This window comes from Neglectibacter timonensis (assembly GCF_900048895.1).
GTDB lineage: Bacteria > Bacillota > Clostridia > Oscillospirales > Acutalibacteraceae > Acutalibacter > Acutalibacter timonensis.
The window spans coordinates 706,795-726,267 of the sequence record NZ_LT160639.1 but is presented as its reverse complement, the minus strand read 5'-3'; the positions used below and the strand labels follow the sequence as shown (position 1 = coordinate 726,267).

The 19,473-nt window shown below is 50.8% G+C and carries 19 protein-coding genes and 1 other annotated feature; of the genes, 14 read left to right on the top strand and 5 right to left on the bottom strand.

The window, feature by feature from the left end; genetic code table 11:
- Nucleotides 1-34 precede the first annotated feature (34 nt).
- Nucleotides 35-308 (bottom strand) — a binding site (T-box leader).
- A gap of 41 nt (nt 309-349) precedes the next feature.
- Together BN3911_RS08255 and BN3911_RS08250 are read right to left on the bottom strand one after the other, a co-directional pair.
- Nucleotides 350-910: a GNAT family N-acetyltransferase gene (locus BN3911_RS08255; protein ID WP_066863909.1), complete on the bottom strand. Its 561-nt coding sequence runs from the start codon at nt 908-910 to the stop codon at nt 350-352.
- A 3-nt stretch (nt 911-913) separates the two neighbouring features.
- Nucleotides 914-1,675: an SDR family NAD(P)-dependent oxidoreductase gene (locus BN3911_RS08250; RefSeq protein WP_066863906.1), complete on the bottom strand. Its 762-nt coding sequence runs from the start codon at nt 1,673-1,675 to the stop codon at nt 914-916.
- A gap of 250 nt (nt 1,676-1,925) precedes the next feature.
- Between BN3911_RS08250 and BN3911_RS08245 the strand changes: the two genes are divergently transcribed.
- From BN3911_RS08245 to BN3911_RS08220, 6 genes are all read left to right on the top strand, one after another.
- The gene (locus BN3911_RS08245; RefSeq protein ID WP_147578553.1) at nt 1,926-3,224 is read left to right on the top strand and encodes a YcxB family protein; all 1,299 of its coding nucleotides are present in this window, start codon (nt 1,926-1,928) and stop codon (nt 3,222-3,224) included.
- A gap of 64 nt (nt 3,225-3,288) precedes the next feature.
- Complete coding sequence (locus tag BN3911_RS08240; protein WP_066863899.1) at nt 3,289-3,999, top strand: 5'-methylthioadenosine/adenosylhomocysteine nucleosidase; 711 nt, start codon at nt 3,289-3,291, stop codon at nt 3,997-3,999.
- A gap of 83 nt (nt 4,000-4,082) precedes the next feature.
- Nucleotides 4,083-4,517, top strand: coding sequence for a PPC domain-containing DNA-binding protein (locus tag BN3911_RS08235; RefSeq protein WP_066863896.1), 435 nt, complete (start codon nt 4,083-4,085; stop codon nt 4,515-4,517).
- Nucleotides 4,518-4,598: 81 nt separating this feature from the next.
- Nucleotides 4,599-5,177, top strand: a complete 579-nt coding sequence (locus BN3911_RS08230) for a cyclase family protein (RefSeq protein WP_066864354.1) — start codon at nt 4,599-4,601, stop codon at nt 5,175-5,177.
- Between the two features lie 4 nt (nt 5,178-5,181).
- Nucleotides 5,182-5,904 (top strand): GNAT family N-acetyltransferase, encoded by a 723-nt coding sequence (locus BN3911_RS08225; protein ID WP_082942177.1) that lies wholly within the window; start codon nt 5,182-5,184, stop codon nt 5,902-5,904.
- A gap of 220 nt (nt 5,905-6,124) precedes the next feature.
- Nucleotides 6,125-7,408, top strand: coding sequence for an MFS transporter (locus BN3911_RS08220; RefSeq protein ID WP_066863893.1), 1,284 nt, complete (start codon nt 6,125-6,127; stop codon nt 7,406-7,408).
- A 95-nt stretch (nt 7,409-7,503) separates the two neighbouring features.
- Here the strand turns inward: BN3911_RS08220 and BN3911_RS08215 are convergent, their stop codons facing one another.
- Nucleotides 7,504-7,935, bottom strand: coding sequence for a GNAT family N-acetyltransferase (locus BN3911_RS08215; RefSeq protein ID WP_066863890.1), 432 nt, complete (start codon nt 7,933-7,935; stop codon nt 7,504-7,506).
- Nucleotides 7,936-8,056: 121 nt separating this feature from the next.
- Here BN3911_RS08215 and BN3911_RS08210 point away from each other — a divergent pair, with 121 nt between their 5' ends.
- Both BN3911_RS08210 and BN3911_RS08205 read left to right on the top strand, forming a co-directional pair.
- Entirely contained in the window at nt 8,057-8,677 is a 621-nt protein-coding gene (locus tag BN3911_RS08210) for a TetR/AcrR family transcriptional regulator (RefSeq protein ID WP_066863887.1), read from the top strand.
- A gap of 154 nt (nt 8,678-8,831) precedes the next feature.
- On the top strand, nt 8,832-9,353 hold the full coding sequence (locus BN3911_RS08205) for a flavodoxin domain-containing protein (protein WP_066863885.1): 522 nt from the start codon (nt 8,832-8,834) through the stop codon (nt 9,351-9,353).
- 172 nt (nt 9,354-9,525) lie between these two features.
- Here the strand turns inward: BN3911_RS08205 and lexA are convergent, their stop codons facing one another.
- Nucleotides 9,526-10,107: a transcriptional repressor LexA gene (gene lexA, locus BN3911_RS08200; protein ID WP_066864348.1), complete on the bottom strand. Its 582-nt coding sequence runs from the start codon at nt 10,105-10,107 to the stop codon at nt 9,526-9,528.
- 626 nt (nt 10,108-10,733) lie between these two features.
- Between lexA and BN3911_RS08195 the strand changes: the two genes are divergently transcribed.
- On the top strand, nt 10,734-11,555 hold the full coding sequence (locus BN3911_RS08195) for a M23 family metallopeptidase (RefSeq protein WP_066863881.1): 822 nt from the start codon (nt 10,734-10,736) through the stop codon (nt 11,553-11,555).
- A gap of 227 nt (nt 11,556-11,782) precedes the next feature.
- On the opposite strand, the gene BN3911_RS08190 is transcribed toward BN3911_RS08195, so the two are convergent.
- Nucleotides 11,783-12,037 carry a sporulation transcriptional regulator SpoIIID gene (locus tag BN3911_RS08190; protein WP_066863878.1) on the bottom strand — a complete coding sequence of 85 codons (255 nt, stop codon included), beginning with the start codon at nt 12,035-12,037 and terminating at the stop codon, nt 11,783-11,785.
- A gap of 220 nt (nt 12,038-12,257) precedes the next feature.
- Between BN3911_RS08190 and BN3911_RS08185 the strand changes: the two genes are divergently transcribed.
- From BN3911_RS08185 to BN3911_RS08165, 5 genes are all read left to right on the top strand, one after another.
- Nucleotides 12,258-14,048, top strand: coding sequence for a sensor histidine kinase (locus BN3911_RS08185; protein ID WP_066863876.1), 1,791 nt, complete (start codon nt 12,258-12,260; stop codon nt 14,046-14,048).
- Entirely contained in the window at nt 14,029-15,615 is a 1,587-nt protein-coding gene (locus BN3911_RS08180) for a response regulator transcription factor (RefSeq protein WP_066863874.1), read from the top strand. Before BN3911_RS08185 ends, BN3911_RS08180 begins: the two co-directional genes overlap by 20 nt.
- A 324-nt stretch (nt 15,616-15,939) precedes the next feature.
- Nucleotides 15,940-17,493, top strand: a complete 1,554-nt coding sequence (locus BN3911_RS08175) for an ABC transporter substrate-binding protein (RefSeq protein ID WP_187127709.1) — start codon at nt 15,940-15,942, stop codon at nt 17,491-17,493.
- A gap of 112 nt (nt 17,494-17,605) precedes the next feature.
- Complete coding sequence (locus tag BN3911_RS08170) at nt 17,606-18,535, top strand: ABC transporter permease (protein WP_066863866.1); 930 nt, start codon at nt 17,606-17,608, stop codon at nt 18,533-18,535.
- Between the two features lie 14 nt (nt 18,536-18,549).
- A complete protein-coding gene (locus BN3911_RS08165; RefSeq protein ID WP_066863858.1) occupies nt 18,550-19,440 on the top strand; it encodes a carbohydrate ABC transporter permease in 891 nt (296 codons plus the stop codon).
- The last annotated feature ends 33 nt before the right edge of the window (nt 19,441-19,473 follow it).

The following is a 19,473-nucleotide window of genomic DNA, read 5'->3' as shown; positions in this document are numbered from 1 at the left end:
AGTGGATAAAAAAACGCCCTAAACAGCAATTGCTGCTTAGGGCGAATCTCATCTCCGCGGTACCACCTAAATTCGGAAGCTCTCCTTTTTAGGAGCTTCACGCACTCTTTCCGTACGGGACTACGGGCGAGAGAGCCTTGTCCGATACGTTTCCCCGCTAACGGTGGGATTCCGGTGGCGTCTACTTGCTGCTGCTTTCGGGCCACGGCTCCGGGGCTACTTCTGCGTTTCCTTCACGGAGACTTACACCGTCCGTCTCCTCTCTGCGCTTCGGGGGAACGCATACTCCTCCTCTTCCTTGCCTTTGCTTATTTTGTTTTCTCAGTTTTAGCACGGACGGAACAAAAAGTCAAGGGGAATTTTCAGGCAGGTATTCCATTAGCCAGCAATCCCGTCTTTCCCCTTCATGCATTTCATGCTTTTCCAGTAATTTAAGTTTCCGGAATCCGCAGGCCTCGTAGCACCGCAGAGCGCGTGGGTTGTCGGCGTGCGGGTCCAGAATCACAGAACGGGCGCCTTCCGTCCCGGTCAGGTACTCCAGCACCAAGGTGAGAAACGTCCGTCCAATTTTTCTGTTCCAGTATTCCGGTTCGCCGATAAACTGGTCGATGCCAAAGCTGAATCCGCCCAAATGGGAGTAATGGTACTCCCGGCAAAGTTCTTCATCCAGCCGGTAAATCTGAAGGTAGCCGATCGGTTTTTCCTCATACTCCACAATGCACCGGCGGGCGTTCCATTCCTCCTGATAAAAGTCTTTCAGAATGCGTTCCGGGGTAAAGACTGCGTCCCGGCCCTCATAGAATTCCAAAACCCGTGGCTCGGTCATCCATTTGAGCAGAAAGGGAGCGTGCTCCGGCGTCAAAGGCCGCACCGTCACCGGCCCCCGGGTCAGGTAAATGCCGTGTTTCATAGGTCAGACCTCGGTGAACTGCATGATAAAGCCATGGGGCAGCAGCTTGGACAAAAGGTGGTAAAATTTGTAGAAAAAGCCCTTGGTATAGACGGCTTTGCCGCGCTTTGCCGCCCGAAGGGAACCCGCTGCCACCGCTTTGGGATCCACCCGGGGCAGCTTGTCGATCAGCCTGGATTTCCCCTCCGGAACATTAGCCACGTTCCAGAAATCCGTATCCATGGGGCCGGGACATACCGCGGTCACATTGATGCCGCGGGGCTGCAGCTCGTCATGCAGCGCTTTGGACAGTGCCAGAACAAAGGCCTTTGTGGCAGAGTAGACCGACATTCTGGGGGTGGGGGCAAAGGCTGCGATGGAGGAAATATTCAGCACTAGGCTGTTGTCCAGCATATAAGGCAGACAAAGCCGCGTGATACCGGTGAGGGCCCTGCAATTTAAATCCACCATACCGGTTTGAAAGGCCCGGTTGGAGGAGAAAAAATCGGTGCACTTGCCGAATCCTGCGTTGTTGACCAGCACCTTGATCTCCGGGTTGTTCTCCTTGAGCAGCTGTTCGAACATGCCGATGCTCTCTTCTTTGGAGAGATCCAGGGAGATGGCGGCGATGGTCTTGTCCGGATGCTCTTCTGCGATCTCTTTCAATACTTCTTTGCGCCGCGCCACCAGCCAGAATGCGTCCACACTGGGATACTGCGCGATGATGGCGTTTATGTATTCTTTGCCGAGCCCGCTGGAGGCTCCGGTAATCACAGCCGTTACCATGGATGCTTCTCCCCTTTTCCACTTCAGGATTTTAAATCAATTTTACGCCATTGTCATTCCGCCGTCAATCGCAGACTGTCGAAAAGATGAAAAATGATGGAAGGAAAACAACGGTTTTAGAGCCGGCGTCTTCAAAATGCAATCATTTATGAATTTTTTGTGTTATGCCTTTTGTACCGGGTCCGCTTATGCTATAATAACAGAGAAATTCGGAAAAACCGGAAAAAAAGAATCAAGAGGACGGATGAAATTGAAATTCAGAAAAGCTGCTGCATTACTTCTTGTATTGGTGGTATTTGCAGCACTCCCGCTGAGCGCGGGGGCGAAAACCTGGGAGACCGAGGACTTTACCGCAGAGGTGCCGGACGACCTGTATCAATTTTCCCTTGACACGCCGGTGGGCGATCCGGCATGGGCTTTGGCCGGTATCGCCGAACCTGCCCAGAAGCTGGAAGAATATACTAAAATGAACGCAATTGCGAACTTTGTCAGCAAGGACGGCAAACTCAGCATACTGGCAATGAAAAAGGAGTCGGACTATTCCAAGCAGATCTATAATTTTGGGGAAGCTACTGCGGAGGAACAGCAGGAGGTCCTGGAAAAACTCAGCTCGACAGATTCCGACAAATTTCAGGTAGACCGCAGCATTTATGAGGGTGGGGAGCTCCCCTTCTTCCGAATCAAGATTGACGGGGAGGTGGACGACGGCACCACCCATCATGAGCTGATTTACGGTACGATGGTCAACGGGGCCGCCTACACCTTTGATATTTACGGAGGCCAGGAAGATATCCCTCAGGACCATATTGCCATACTGGAAGAGATCCTGAACACGGTGCACTTCACGAATGTTCTGCCGAAACCGGACAATACCCTGACACAGGAGGACCTGGTGAAGACGGTGGGGCTGCTTGTGCTGCTGCTGGCGGTCATTGTCACGCCTTTTATCTATTTCCCTCTTAAGAGCAAGGCGGATAAGCGTAAAAAGGCAAAGCTGGCGCAGCAGCTGGAGGAATACCGGAAAACTCATGGCAACGACGATACCCTTTCCGGAAATATGAGGTTTGCCAATTCCACCGACTGTACCCGGGAAGCCATCAAATCCTTCAGCATTTTCCATGCCTACATCAAGAATATCGGTTCGCTGATTATCGGGGCTGTTTTGAGCCTCGTCACGGTGATTATCACCTTTACGCTGGATTCAGAATGGTGGATGAAGCTGCTGGCAGTGGGAATTGTGGTCTATTACGGCTACAAAATATTTTCCACTCCTACCAATATCGAAAAGGTGCAGCGGAAGGTCTATGACAGGGGGACTTCTTCCACTGCCATCTACGCGTTTTACGACGAGGCCTTCCGGGTGTCCGGCGTGCAGTCTGCCAGTGTTTACCCCTATTTCCAGATCACGGATGTGCGCAAGCACGGCCATTATGTCTATCTCTATTACGGTCCGGACAATGCGTATATGGTAGATCAGTTCGGCTTCAAACTGGGCGAATATGAAGACTTCCTGAAGTTTATTTCTGAGAAGACGGGAAAGAAGCTCTAAAAGAAAACTGCCGCGTTTTTCGGAAACTCTTGGTACACGGCTGAAAGGAAGCTGATTGCAAAGGATGGCGGAAAAGAAAAAAATCGGCATTATCGGCGCTATGGCGATGGAGACAGAAACCTTGGCGGCCGCATTGGAGCACCGGAGGACAGAGGAGATTTCCGGTATCGCTTTCCATCAGGGGGAGCTCTGGGGCGTCCCCTGCGTGGTGGCCCAAAGCGGTGTGGGCAAGGTAAACGCAGCTGTTTGCGCCCAGACAATGATCTTGAAATATGCCCCATCGTTGGTGGTGAACACAGGCGCAGCCGGAGGTGTGGGCCCGGAAATCCGCATAGGGGATCTGGTGGTGGCTAGCGCCTGCGTGCAGCACGATATGGATACCACGGCCCTGGGAGAAAAGCGGGGAGAGATCTCCGTTCCGGGAGGGGTTCGGATTGAATTCCCCTGTGACCGGCAGGCAGCCTCCGTGTTGGCGGAAGCGGCAAAAGCGCTTTACGGCCATGTGCACAGAGGCATCGTTGCTACAGGCGACCTGTTTGTAGCGGATCCAGAGAAAAACAGGGAAATTGGCAGGCTTTTCTCCGCCAAAGCGACTGAGATGGAGGGGGGCAGCATCGCCCAGGTCTGCTACAGGAACGGGGTTCCCTGCGCGGTTCTCCGGGCAATCTCAGACAATGCCGACGACAGCGGCAAGGTGAATTTCCTGGAGTTTGCCCGTATGGCGTCCGAAAAAAGTGCGGCTCTGCTGCAGAAAGCTATACCGGCGCTTTCCTGAAGGGGCGCGCCGGTTCATCCGCCTGCCCCGGTCAAAGCCGTGGCAGGCTTTTTCTGTAAAATTTAGAAGGGGAAGGATTTGTTATGGAGTATCGGAAATTTGGCGACACCATCGTGCTGCGGCTTGAGGTTGGAGAGGAAATCGCGGAGTCTCTTGCCGCCCTGTGCGAAAAAGAAAAGCTGGAACTCTGCCAGGTCAGCGGCTTGGGCGCTGCCGGCCAGATCACGGTGGGCGTGTTTGACACGGAGAAAAAGGAGTATTTCAGCAGGGAATACCAGGGTGATTTTGAAATTGGCAGCCTTACGGGGAACATTACCAGAAAAGAAGGAAAGCCCTACCTGCACCTGCATCTGGTATTCGGAAATCCCCGGCAGAATGTCTGTGTGGCCGGGCACCTGAACCGTGCTGTCATCAGCGCCACGGCGGAACTCTTTGTGAGAGTGCTGCCCGGTTCCGTGGGCAGGCGAATGGACGATGAGGTGGGATTAAACCTGTTTCAGTTTTCTCAGGACAGCTGACAAATGGAAAAAGCAGCCGGTTTGTCTGAAGATTGTGCCGGGAAAATCTATTCCGGCCCGTTGAAAAGAGAGGAGCAAACGATGAAAATTTATGATCTGTCCCAGGAAGTATTTTCTTCCCGCGTTTTTCCGGGAGATCCCTCTCCCCGCAGAAGGCCTGTTTCCAGCATGGAAGAAGGAAAAGCCTGCAATTTGACTGAAGTGACCATGGGCACTCACAACAGCACGCATATGGACGCTCCGCGGCATTTTTACAAAGACGGACGGACCATTGACCAGCTGGACCTGCAAAAATGTGTGGGTCCCTGCAAGGTGATTGCCCACAGCGGGAAGCTGCTGCCGGAGACGGTGGAGCAAGCCCTTGCGGATGGAACCAAAAGGCTGCTCATCAAGGGAGAGATCGAAATCACCCTGGAAGCGGCCAGAAAGATGACGGAGATGGAGCTTTGGTTTTTGGGGGTGGAAGGGCTTACCGTAGGGCCCATGAAAAATCCCATGCCGGTCCATCTGGAACTTTTGGGACATGAGGTGGTTATTCTGGAATCCACCCTGATGGGCGAAGTGCTGGAGGGTTCTTATTTTCTGGTTTCCGCGCCTGTGAAATACGGCGGAATCGACGGGGCGCAGGCACGGCCTTTGCTGTTGGATTTTGAGGGCTGATTCCATGAAGGAACAGGCTGTTCTGAGGCAGGCTGCCCTGGAGTATCTGGAACGTGATCGGCCTCTCCATATGGATATGCTGGAACCCATCCGCCGGGGACAGGCGGAGATTCTGAAGGCGGGTCCCGGGGGCGTCCTGATCTATGAGACCAGAAGCCGGACTCATATGCTTTCGGCGGAGAGCCTGGAAGCGGGAAAAGCATTGTGCTGCCGGGTGGAGCAGCCCTATCTGTTTGTAGCACATGACCGGGAGAACGCAGAATACTTCCGGGGAAAATATGGCTTCCAGACCGCGCAGGAATGCTGGGCGGCAGCCTATTTGGGGAATGTAGCCCTGCCCGTCCCGAGGGATATGGAGATCCGGAGGCTGGGAGAAGAGTATTTTGAAATCATCAATGCAAACTACAGCACCTTTTCTGGCGAGGAATATATACGGGACCGCATCCGGGAAGGTGTCATGCAGGGGGCTTTTCGGAACGGTGTGCTGTTGGGGTTTGCCGGAATGCATCCCGAGGGCAGCGTGGGAATGCTGGAGGTGCTGCCTGAGTACCGCCGCCAGGGCGCGGCTACGGCACTGATGGCAGCCATGGTGAATTTCTGTCTGGAGCGGGGCTGTGTGCCCTTTTCGCAGATATTTGCGGGAAATGAAGCATCCCTGGGACTTCATCGGAAAATGGGATTTTCTATCGCGCAGCGGCCCATGTACTGGGTGATGAATAACGACTGAAAGCCTTATTCCTGGGAAGGAGAAGAGCGCTTTGGATGATAAAAAATTTATCAGGATGAATGGTTTTGCTCCGTGCAGGATCTAACCGGACACAGCTGCATGGAGCATGATGGGTATTACTGAAAAAGGAAATATTTGAAAGATATGCTTTTTTAGAATGAATGTGTCCGCTTGGGTTTTGCACTATGAGGTGAATCACACTTTATAGGGGGTAAAATCCATGAAACAACAAGTGAATTTTTTGCTTTTCTGGGGAAGTCAGTCTCTTTCCCAGCTTGGCAGCGCCATGTCCGGCTTTGCCCTGATTCTTTGGGTCTATCGGCAAACGGGCAGCGCAATGACCACCTCTCTGCTGACGTTCTTTTCCTACCTGCCCATGATCCTGGCCAGTACGGCGGCAGGACCGTTTGTGGATATGCATAAAAAGAAAACCATTATGCTGCTGTGCGACCTGATTGCTGCGTTGTGTTCCTGCAGGGTGCTGGCGGTGCTGCTTTTGGGGAGACTGGAGCTCTGGCATATCTATGTGGTAAACGGTATCGTGGGCTTGATGAACGCCTTTCAGATCCCGGCCCATGCGGTTGCTGTGGGGCTGATTGCACCGGGGCAGCAGTATGGCCGGGTGAGCGGCCTCAACTCCTTTTCCTCAAACCTATGCACTGTGGCGGCCCCTATGCTGGCGGCTGCTCTTTATTCAATTGGCGGGCTGAGCGGAGTTGTGCTGTTTGATCTGTGCACCTTTCTGGCAGCGGAGCTGCTTTTGCTCCTCCGGATCAGGATACCGGAAGATATCCCTGTAAAGGGATCTGGACGCAGGAAAATTTTTGCGGGATGTGCGGAAGGCTTCCGGTATCTTGCTGAACGCCGTGATTTGCTGTTGCTCATAGCGGGGATGGCCGTACTGAACTTTTTTTCCAGGCTCACCTATGAAAATATCCTTTCACCCATGGTTCTGGCACGCAGCGGGGGAAGCGAGACGGCGTTGGGGACGGTAAATGCCGTGTTGGGCCTTGGCGGCATTCTGGGCGGTCTTGCTGTTTCGGCAGGAAAATTGCCGGAAAGTGATCCCCATAAGTTGATTTGGTTGCCTGCGGCCTTTTCCTTTCTGTTTGGAGACCTTTTGATGGGCTTTGGCCGTGGGCAGGCGGTTTGGTGTGTAGCGGCGGCTGCCGCCAGCATTCCCATTCCTTTCCTCTCGGCAGGGCAGAATATCGTTCTCTACCGTACGATTCCAAAAGAAATGCAGGGAAGAGTGTTTGCCGTGCGTAATGCCCTTCAGTACAGCACTATCCCAGCAGGTATTTTATTGGGCGGTTGGCTGGCGGATTTTGTTTTTGAACCCTATTTGGTTTCCGGAACCGCCCTTTCCCAATTTCTGCAGCAGTTGGTAGGAGCGAAAGAAGGATCAGGCATGGCAGTGATGTTTTTATGTACGGGAACGTTGGGCGCGGCTTTCAGTCTGGTTTGGTATGGGCTGAGCAAAAAGCATGGCCCAAGATCCTGAAAAAAGGAAAGCAGGCGCCCCACGGTATCTTGACGGATCCATGGGGCGCCTGCCCTTTCTTCTATGAAAAATCGTGTCTCTCGGAAACCTTAAAATCAGCCCTCCTCCCCTTTTTGACAGAGATAACGCTGGGAGCCGGAATTGTATTTGTCTCCCAAAGAGGTGACTGTAAATCCCAGGCTGCGGTAGAACCCCACGGCCTCTTCGTCGGTCTCGGCATAGAAATCAGTAAGAGCAAGGCTTTTGATGATCCCGGAAATTAAGAACCGGCCGATTCCCTGCTTTCGATCTTTTTCTGAAACAGCAATGTCCAGCAAAGTGCCCAGGCTGCCGGTCCGCTGCACAACGGCAACTCCTTTCCAGATATCTGCCTCACGGCAGGCAAATACGGCGATAGAAGCATTCTGCCGGTAGGCGCGGACGCGCTTCGCTAGCCGCTCCGGCGTGGGATCGTAGACACTGGCGGCCAGAATTCCATTCAGCTCAGGCAGTTCCAACAATTCTTTCCTCTGTAAAAGTGTCAGCACAAGATATCCCTCCTGAAGGTCAGTATATCACAGAAGAAGGAGAAGAGAAATCCACCTTGACAAAACTAACAATTGATAGTATTATTAATAAACTATCAATTGTTAGTTTAGGGAGGAACCCATGGGAACCCGGGAAAAAATTTTGGAAGAGGCTCTGACACTCTTTTCCCAAAAGGGATACAATGGGGTGTCTGTACGGGAAATTGCCGGAGCGATAGGAATCAAAGAAAGTTCCCTTTACAACCACTTTGCAAATAAGCAGGAAATTTTCGACCAGACGGTAGAGTTCTGCTGGCAGGAGGCAGAGACCTATTTCAAAGAACAGGGATTACCTTTTACCGGAGAAGAGGATCTCAATATATTCGGTGAGGAGGACTTTTCCCTGCTGTCAGAGACGCTGCTGAGCCTTTTCAGATACTTTTTTGACGATCCTGTCAATGTGCGGTTCCGCAAGCTGTTGCTCCTCAGCCAGTTTGAGAACAGGCGTGCGCGGGAGTTGTACCGAAAGGTGTACTGTGAATACCCGTTGGAAGTACAGGCAAAAGTTTTTTCCTGGCTGATGGAAGCTGGGATTTTTCAGAAAGGAGACCCAGAAGCTGCTGCTTTGGAGTTTTACGGAGGAGTCTTCATGCTGCTGCATACCTGCAGCAGCATGGAAGAAGCCAAGCCGTCTTTTCTGGCACATTTAAAGCAGTTTGTGAAGCATCACCGTTGTGAGGGACCTAAGGCAGCCACTGGATAACGACACTTACATCGGACAGCATTTGAACTTTTCACGTTATAAATCCAGGAAAAGCAGCAATAAATTTTCGGTTTTTTCCTGGGGATGGCTTGAAATCTGGCTGCCTGTCGAAGAGAATGACGCTGATTAAGGAAGAAAAGGGGAGGAAAAGCCGATGAAAACATTGATTCTTTACCATTCCAAAACTGGATTTACAGAGCGTTATGCCAAATGGCTGGCAGAAGCCCTGCAGGGAGACTGCGTGCCTTTTCAAAACCGGAGGAAAATTGACCTTTCCCTCTATGATAGGGTGGTTTTCGGAGCGGGCTGTCATGCCGGGACAATCCGGAAACTCAAATGGCTGAAAGACAATTTACCGAAGCTTGCCGGGAAGAGGGTGGCAGTATTCTGCACGGGCGCAATGCCGCCGGGTTCACCGGAAATAGAAAGGCTGCTGAACGGAAGTTTTACCCCGGAAGAACAGAACAGATTGAGGGCCTTTTATCTCTGGGGCGGTATCAATTATGAAAGGATGGGCCTTGCAGACAGAACGCTGATGTCTATCTTCCGAAAAATGCTGAACAAAGAGCAGTGGGAAGAACAGAAGGAGATGGCAAAAGCCATTGCGAAATCTTTCGATCGGACGAACCCAGCTTATCTGGAGCCATTAAAGGAGTACTTGCGGGCAGATCCATAACGGTGGGGAGGGAGATGCATTCGGAATCTGCCGCGGTTAAAAAAGGAGTGCGCTGCAAAACTGCAGCGCACTCCTGACTCATATAGGTTCAGTTGTGAAAAGGTCTGTCCAGGAGGTCCAGATGGCTCCCGGCCAGGAACGCGGGAAATCTGTCGAAATCCCCCGGACCTGCTCAGTAATACCGCACAACGGCAATTACTTTGCCCAGAATAAATACATTTTCTGCATAGATAGGCTCGAAATCTGGATTTTCGGGCTGAAGGCGTATGCGGCTGCCTTCCCGGTAGAACCGTTTTACTGTGGCTTCCTCCTCGATCATGGCCACCACAATTTCGCCATCCGAAGAGGTAGGAGTCTTTTCCGCCACCACATAGTCGCCGTCCAAAATTCCGGCGTCCCGCATACTCAGTCCGCTTACATGCAGGGCAAAGAGCTCCTTTCCCTCTTTCTGGGGAAAGGGAATATAGCCTTCAATATCTTCCACAGCAAGAATTGGTATCCCGGCCGTGACCTTCCCTAAGATAGGAACCTGCGCCGCAGCCTCGCTGCCTTCCAGGCGGATGGAACGGTTGAGCCCTGCGTCCCTGGTAATATAACCCAGCCTTTCCAACGTTTTTAAATGGGCGTGTACGGTAGAGGTGGAGCGCAGTCCCGTGGCCGCACAGATTTCCCGTACGGTAGGAGGCACCCCCCTGGGAGCTTCCTTGCGGAGAAAATCATACACCTTTTGCTGGCTTTTCGTGAGATGATCCATGGTTTTGACTATCATCCTTTCTCCGCGTTTGCGGTCTTTTTCCAAATCAGCCTGAGCCGATAAAAGGACTCTTCTGCGGTCATTCTGCTGTACCTGCGGCGGGTAAGCCGTGCGTCCCATTTCTTCGGTTCTTTTAGCCTGCCACACGCGTCTCAAGTTTTTTTTATTATACCATGGTATTAACAGGAATGCAAACGTTTGTTTGTGTGAATGAAAGGAAAAATATTCTTTTAAAATCTATTTATAATACGGTTTAAGTGATTCAACAAGAATTCACAAAACTTCCGGAATTATTTAAATGTTTATTCACAGCAAATTAACAACTCAAAAGAGTTTTCGGCTATAATAAAAGCGTACTCAAAAGAAATGGACCGCACCTTTTCTTGAGATACATGTTCTACCCTCCTCAATTAATACCCCTCAAGCTAAAAGAAGAAGGACCGGCCTTGGGCCGGTCCTTCTTCTTTTATGCCAGCCCGTAGATACAGCAAAAAAAACGATGTCCTTCTATTTTTTGTGAAAACAGGGGATAACCTCTGTTTCTGCGCATAAATTTCAATTTTTCGGTTCAGACTACAGACACGAACGAATTTTATGGAATCTATCCGAAAGGAATGTAGTGCTGTATGAACGGACAACGTTTTTCGAAAGACAAGGCGCGGCGGAACGGATTTTATCTGGCATTGGCGGTATGCCTCGTAGCAGTTGGCATTGCTGCCTGGAGCACCTATGATGCGGTGCATGGTTATCTGGCGCCGGTAAATGAGGCGGTCAATCAATCATCGCTTTCGAAGGAGCAGGAACAGGAGGTGCTCAGCGGTCAGGGGACAGTTTCGGTAGTGCCGGACCGTGACCGGGAAGACCCGGAAGCGCCCAGACAGAGCGCGTCACCGGAACCGGCCAAGCAGACGGCGGGCACAGTAAGCCGCACGGAATCTTCTGAGGAACCGGAAAGCTCTGCCGCACCGGAGATCGAGCCGGAGGAAGGGGCAGAGAGTACGGTCCACGTCAATGCCGGAGCCCTGTATGAATTGAGCACGGAGCTGATCTCTCCGGTGGAGTCCAATGAGGCAGCCAAAGCTTACAGCGCTGGAGCGCCTGTCTATTCCGAGACCATGAAGGACTGGCGTATTCATACCGGGCTGGATCTGAAGGCTGAAAATGAAGAAGCAGTGGCGGCATGCGGCAACGGCATTGTGAGAAGCGCTTACACTGACAGCCTTCTGGGCAACGTAGTTTGGATAGAGCATGGAGATTACGATTTTTACTACTGCGGATTGGGAGAGAACTTCCAGGTCAAAGAGGGCGACGTGGTCACCAAAGGCCAGCAGATCGGGGTGGTAACTGCGGTTCCCATGGAATCTGCGGAGGGCCCTCATCTTCACCTTGAGGTAAAGCGGGACAATGTCTATCTGGATCCGCAGACTGTGTTGAACGGAAAGGAATAAATGTCTTTGACGTTGCTTTAGTTGTCTGGCAGGAAAGGCTGCAGTGGGAAGGTTTCATTGCAGCTTTTCTGTTTTTTCATGCTTTCCTGCCCCGGTGAAGTTTATTTTTTTGGAAAGCTGTGAGATGCTGAATTTTAACTGACAGTGAAGGCTGATAACACTGCAGAAATATTCTCTCCACAAGACAACAGCACCGCAATGTATCAGAACATTGCGGTGCTGCTGCCTTATTTTAAGGATTCATATTTCTTCTTGGTAGCCAGGCCCCCTCGGATATGTCGCTGCGCCTTATTGACAGCAAGTATGTTCTTTACATCTTTATAAAGGCCGGAATCAATATATTTCAGCCGCTGAGAGACGTCTTTATGTACCGTCGATTTGCTCACGCCAAACTGTTTTGCGGCGCGGCGTACGGTGGCCTTGTTTTCCACGATATACTCCCCAAGCCTTGTGGCCCGGTCGTCGATGACATTATTGGACATATGGGCACCCCTCGCTTCCAATGTGATAATACATATGAAGAGAAAGATGCCTTTTAGTACTTACCTCGCAGGTTTTTTCGGAATCGGAAAAATTTTGAACAGTCATTTTTAGAACAAAAAAGGACACGGATAGAACAGTAACGTCATAATGTACAGAAACAGCTCTGTGATATAATTAAATTGAATAAAAATATGTCGAGACGAAAAGAAAGGAACAAAAATGGGAGAGAAAAAGCGGAACAGGAAGCGGCTCTATTCCATTAAAAAACTGCAACTGGCGATGATCTTCTTGTTTATTGTGCCGATACTTACATTGCAGCTGGTTCAAAATGCCTATTCACTGCAGGAATTCCACTCTGAAATGGAACAAAACGGCGAGGGGACTATCTACCTCTATCAACGGCAGCTGGAAAGCGACATCGGCAGAATTGAAACCTCTATTTCTGGCTATTGGGCGCAAGATTACAGCCATGGGAGGCTGTTATACCGTCAAAGCGAGCTCAATGCCTACAGGTATTCCTATGATGTGATTACAGAATATAAGGCCCTGATGAGCAGCGAGCCGACCATTGCTGCCATGCTGATCCTCTCCAACGAGAACCGGATTTTAAAGGGAACGTTTGCCGAGGCCACCACAACTTATGAGGAACGGACGGCCATGTGGGAGTATGGCGCAGGACTGCTGAAACAATGGGAGGAGGACTTTCCAAAAAGCTGGTTTCCTCTCAGTATGGGAGGCCGTTGCTTTTTGGTACGTTTTTTCGGAAACCGAAGCGCCCGTACACTCTGCTTCATCGACCTGGATCAGACGGTAAAGCCACAGGATGCGCCCCATTTTCCGGAAGACTCCCTGATGCTGTATGCCGATCAGGAAGGGAACCCACTCACATCCCAGGCCCTTCTCGCAGATCACGGAATATTTCTGAAAACAGAGGCTCGAAGCTCCTACTTTTCCGGCAGGCATTTCATCGTGCAGAATTATTCAGCAGTCACCGGCATGTATATAGTTTTTCTGGAAGCCTATCCGGGAGGGCTTCATAAGATGAACCAGATTCTTATTCTGATCCTGTTTCTGTCGGCTTTTATTCTGGCTCTGGTCCCCATGTTGTTTCTGGCGCTGAAGCGCTGGTATCTGAAGCCTATGGAGCATATGACGGAAACGTTAAAAAAAATCCGTTCCGGAAAGCTGGACGCCCGTTTTAGGGAGGAACAGAAGGTGGAGGAACTCCAGCAGCTGAGCACCTCCTTCAACGAGATGATGGATGAAGTGAAGAATCTTAAAATCGAAACATATGAAAAGGAGATTCAGGTACAATACGCGGAGCTGCAGTACCTTCAGCTGCAAATCAGCCCCCATTTTTTCCTGAATATTCTGAAAACCCTGTACGGAATGGCGGAAGGAAAAAAATATGACAAAATCCAAAATGCTATATTGATGATTTCTGATCACGTCCGGTATATTTTTCATGACAACAAGGATCGGGTGTTGCTGGATACGGAGCTGAAGCATGCAGAAAACTATATCCGGATGCAACAGTATATTACCTCCCATCCTATACGGCTGAATATACGAGCCGGGGAAGAAGTGCGGGAAGCGATGATTCCGGCACTCAGCATCCAGACCTTTGTGGAGAACAGCTGCAAGCACGCATTGGTTCCCGGCAAGGAACTTGTGATCTCCTTGGACGTACAACCGCTTGACTCTGAGAGGGGGAGGCTTTTGGATATCTCCGTTTCGGATAACGGCCCCGGGATACCACCGGAACTGCTGAAGGAATACAATGGCCGGGTAACTTTTGAACACAGGGAGGAACATATCGGCATTCTGAACGTGCGCCAGAGACTCTACCTTTTGTATGGGGGACAGTTTGAATTTGCCTGTATGGAGGGGAATCCCGGAACGATTTTCGAAATGGTTTTTCCCTTGGATAAGATACACGGAGACGGGAATGCTCCAGCTGAGAATTGCGTCCAGAGGAGGAGAATATGCGATGAAAATATTAATTGTTGACGATCAGCCGGATGTGGTGAAGGGAATACTCTCCGGTGTGAACTGGGAAAGAGTGGGAGTAGACGCTGCCTTCGGAGCGCACAGTGGGGAGGAGGCAAAACAGGTTCTGCAGGAGGAACATATCGATATACTACTCTGCGATATTGAGATGCCTGGAGAGAACGGTCTGGAATTTTTTTCATGGGTACGGGAGCGGTATCAGGACGTAAAGTGCATCTTTCTGACAGCTCATGCCGATTTTACTTATGCACAGAAAGCGCTGAAACTGGAAGCGGCTGATTACCTGCTGCAGCCTGCCAGTTATGCGGGAGTTGAATCCTCCATTCTGCGGGTTTCCGAACGAATCCGGGAGGAACAGCTGGTGCGTTCTTACAGTTCTGTAGGCAAGGATGCCCTGCGGGAGGCCATTGGGTTTCGTCGGAATATTCTGCGTGAATTTTTGCAGGGAGTACAGATGAGCGCTCAGGAAGCGGCGGAAAAAGCCGGAGTATTTGGCTTTCCCTGTACGCCCGATACCCGGTGCCGTTGTTTCTGGCTTCAGATTCAGCGGTGGGAGGGGAAGCCCTGGGAATACGGCCTGCTGATTTACGGAATGCAGAATATCCTCAGTGAGCTGCTGGAAGAATGTTCTTCTCATGTGACACTGTTCCATGGGGGAAAGGACGCCTATCCTGTGGTAATGATTGCGGAAGGTTCGGACCGCCGGAAGGAAGAAGAAGCTATGGCGCAATTCTGCGAGACATGCAGGAGCTTGTTCCGGATGGAGGTATCCTGTTATGCGGGACCTTCGACGGTACTCTTCCGCGAACTGCCGGAGGAATACCTGCGTCTCCAGGAGGTCGACCGAAACAATGTGACCAGGAGCACGGGCTTTCTTCCCTTGGAGGGCACGGTGCTGCCAACGGATTATTTTCCTGATTTTCCCAAGTGGAAAAGCCTTCTGGGACAAGGCTACGGCGGTGCGGTACGGGAGGAAATCCATAGGTATTTTGAAACCCTGGCTGAGGCGGGGTCTCTCAACCGGGAGCTGCTTGCCCGGTTCCATGAGGATTTCCTGGAATTGTTTTTTGGGGTGATACAGAGTTATCAAGAGAGGGTTCATGAAATCTTTTCAGAGACCTATGATTACGACGCCATGCTTCATGCCAGCACCTCTCTGCCCCAGCTGCTGGAATTTGTAGATTTCGCCACCCGGTACGTGGAGGAAAAACAGGATACTGCTGAAGGAAACAGGGCTCAAATCGACCGAGTTTTGGATTTCATCCGGGAAAACCTTCCAAGAAATATTGGCAGGCAGGAGATTGCCAAAGCCGTGTACCTCAATCCTGAATACCTGTCCCGGCTCTTTAAAAAGGAAATGGGGATTGGTCTCAATGAATACCTGGTGCAGGAACGTATGAAAATAGCGGAGTCCCTTCTGCGCAATACCTCATTTTCTATCAGCATCATTGCTTCCAAGGTGGGGTATGTAAATTTCTCCCATTTTGCCCGAGCTTTCAAAAAAGAATTCGGCGTTTCACCGACGGAATACAGGAAGGAGTGTGAAAGGGACAAGCCTGAAAAATAGTTTTGGGAAAATGTCATATTTAGAACAACGGAAGGTCATTCCGTTGGCAGAAAATGGTATGGTTTCCTAGCTATAATAGGCTTAATCCTCCGCTGAAGTAAGCAGTGAATCAATTCGGCGTCCATCCCGCGAGGCGGATTTTGTTGCAGTTTCAGGAAAAGAATGGGAGAGTACATATCCAGGTTTCTTGGCATGGAAAGGTTCATAATCCATCTGCAGGCGGGGTCATCAGGCACAGTTTTTTTCATGCTTACAGAAAGGGTAAAATTTGGGCTGGAAGATACTCCCAGCTCAAACCGCGGAGACAAAAGGAGGAAAACAAAAATGAAGAGATTCTTGGCAGCAGCCCTGGCTACGTCGATATGCGTCACGGCGTTTGCAGGCTGCGGGAACAACAACAATGGTTCTTCAGCCGCATCGGCCTCGAAGAATGAAAGCTCGGCCGTCAGTACTTCCAGCACAGCGTCTGCCGCAACAGGGGAGACGGATTTCAGCACGCAGGATCCCTACACGGTAAAGCTGCTGATTCCCGGCGATGCCAAAACAGAGGATTGTAAAGAGGTTTCTGAAGCAGCCAGCAAAATTCTGCAGGAGAAATACAACACTACCCTGGACATCACCCGCGTAGGCTTTGGAAGCTATCCGGACCAGGTGAACCTGATGCTCTCCTCTGGTGAAAAACTGGACGTTCTCTACAACAACCGCGATATTTTCGTATCCGCAGTCAACAACGGGCAGATTGTCCCCATGGAGGAGTACCTGTCCGAATATGGACCCGACCTGCTCACTGAAATTCCTGAAGAGCGCTGGGCATGCACCTCTCTCAACGGCAAGAAATACGCTGTGCCTGCCAACAAGGAAATTGCAGTCAGCTGGGGATTTGCCTGCGTAAAAGAAATGGCGGACGCCACGGGCGTGGATTATAGCAATATTAAGACAGAGGACGACTTGCTTCCTCTTCTGGAGGCCGCGAAAGAAAAGTTTCCCGATGTATGGCCTGTGGTGGCCAGCTACGGTGGCATGAGCATTATGAACACTGCGGATGATCTGGGCGCGGACATCGGCTCCCTGGAAGACTGTACAAATCCCGACGATACTACTGTGGTGAACTTCTTCGCTACAGATACCTATAAAGATATTGTGGAGCGCCGTTATGCCTGGACACAGAAGGGACTAATTATTCCCGATGCCTCCTCTACTTCGGAGGACAGCTCTGCACAGATCGCAGCGGGCAAGGGCTTCGGTATGTTTACCAATACAAAGCCCGGCATCGAAGGCGAACTGGAGAAAAAGACCACGAAAGAGATGCTGGTATTCACCCTTACCCCTGTATATACCTCAACCACACGTCTTGATATCCTGTGGTACATTGCTCACAATAGCGAAAAGCCGGAACGCGCCGTACAGGTGCTCAATGAAATTTATACCAACCCCGAGCTGGAAAATATCTGTATCAACGGCATTGAGGGAAAACATTTTGAAATCAAGGATGAGTCCAAGGGTATTGTTGGCTACCCTGAGGGAGTGGACGGCACCAACACCGGATATCCCTCCTATCCCTGGGCCTGGCCGAACGAGATGATCTCCTATACCTGGGAGGGCGATCCGGAGGATATCTGGCAGCAGACCTCCGATTGGAACGATTCTGCAGTGATCTCTCCAGCCATGGGCTTCAGCTGGGATAACAGCAGTGTGCTCAATCAAGTGACAGCCTGCAAAAATGTGAAGAGCAAGTACGAGAACGCCCTGGGTACTGGGTCAATTGATCCTGCCACCGCACTGCCTGCTTTCCTACAGGAACTGGAGGATGCTGGCGTCAACGATATTATTCAGGAAAAGCAGAAACAGCTGGACGCCTGGCTGGCATCCAATTCCTGACCTGCCGCCGTTCTGGCGGGAACAGAAGAACAGTAGTTTGAGCGGAGCCTGGTCATTCTCCCTGACCGCTCCGCCTCTCTTTTGTCACGGATCAATTTATGGAGGTGCCCTGATGATCAAACAGAAAAAGAGCTTGGGAAGAAAGTTGAAGGCATATCTTCCCCTCTATCTGATGATGGTGCCGGGAGCGGTCTATCTCATCATCAACAACTATATCCCCATGGCCGGAATCAGCATTGCCTTTGAGCAGTTCAACTATTCCAAGGGCATGTGGGGCAGTCCGTTTATCGGGTTGAAAAACTTTGAATTTCTGTTCAAGACGAAAGACGCATGGATTATCACCCGTAATACCATTCTCTACAACGTGGCGTTTATTGTACTGGGTACGGTGTTCGCCATTGCTGTGGCTGTCCTGCTCAACGAAATCCATTCCAGCAGGGCGAAAAAGCTGTATCAAACCACCATTCTGGTACCTTTCCTCATCTCTATCGTGGTGGTCAGTTACCTGGTGTATGCCTTTCTCAGCAGTGACTCCGGTTTCATTAACAAAACATTGCTGCCCGCGCTGGGAAAAGAGCCAATCTCCTGGTACACTTCGGCCCAGTATTGGCCCTTTATTCTGATCCTGGTAAATATTTGGAAAGGATTGGGCTATAACTGTATCATCTATTATGCTACCCTTGTGGGAATTGACAGGGGATATTATGAGGCGGCGGTGATCGACGGCGCGAACCGGTGGCAGCAAATTCTGCACATCACCCTTCCTGCGCTTAAGCCCACCATCATCACCCTGACGCTGATGGCAATTGGAAAGATTTTTTATTCCGATTTCGGCCTGTTTTATCAGGTACCTATGAATTCCGGCCCCCTGTTGGATGTAACCAACACCATCGATACCTATGTTTACCGCGGACTCATGTCTCTGAACAATATCAGCATGGCTTCGGCTGCCGGCGTTTACCAGTCGCTAATTGGATTCTTGTTGGTACTGGTGGCGAATTTCGTGGTCAAAAAGCTCAGCGCAGAAAATGCACTGTTTTAAAGGAGGCACAAAAAATGGTAGATAGAGGAAAGAGTTTCCAGGTCGTAGCCAACCTCATCATGGTTCTGCTGGTGCTGTTCTGCCTGGTTCCCTTTGTACTTCTGATTGTTTCTTCCATCACCCAGGAAAACAGCCTGGTGAGGAACGGATACAGCTTCATCCCGGAAAAAATTGATTTTTCTGCGTATAAATACCTATTGGTGGATTCCGGCAGTATTGTGCGTGGGTACATCCTGTCGGCAATCGTCACTGTGGTGGGCACTGTACTAAATCTGACCCTCACCACCCTGTTTGCCTACCCGCTCTCCCGCAGGGATCTGCCAGGCCGGGGAGTTCTGGCGTTCTTTCTGTTTTTCACCATGCTCTTTAACGGAGGCTTGGTGCCGAGTTACATCATGTGGACCCAGATGTTCCATATCAAAAACACCATTGCGGCGCTTTTGTTCCCCAACCTGATGATGGGCGCTTTCTATGTGATTATGATGCGCACCTATTTCACCACCAATATCCCGGATGCTGTCATCGAAGCCGCCCGGATTGACGGCGCAGGTGAGCTGCGGATTCTTCTACGGGTTGTGATGCCCATGTCCGTTCCCATCATCGTCACCCTTGCCCTGCTGGTGGGACTGGGATACTGGAACGATTGGCTCAACGGCCTTTACTATATCAATGAGGACAGGCTTTACAGCATTCAGGTGCTGCTGAACAAGATGCTGATGGATGTTCAGTTTTTGATGAGCAATACCAGCGCGGCACAGTCCCTACAGGGCCAGGATTTCACCCTCCCTTCCACCGGGATCAAGATGGCGGTGGCCGTGATGGGCGCGCTGCCAGTACTGGTGATCTATCCTTTCTTTCAAAAGTATTTTGTGAAGGGCATCATCATCGGTGCAGTGAAAGGCTGAGAAACCGGGAATGGCCCGGATATGCTGAGAGGA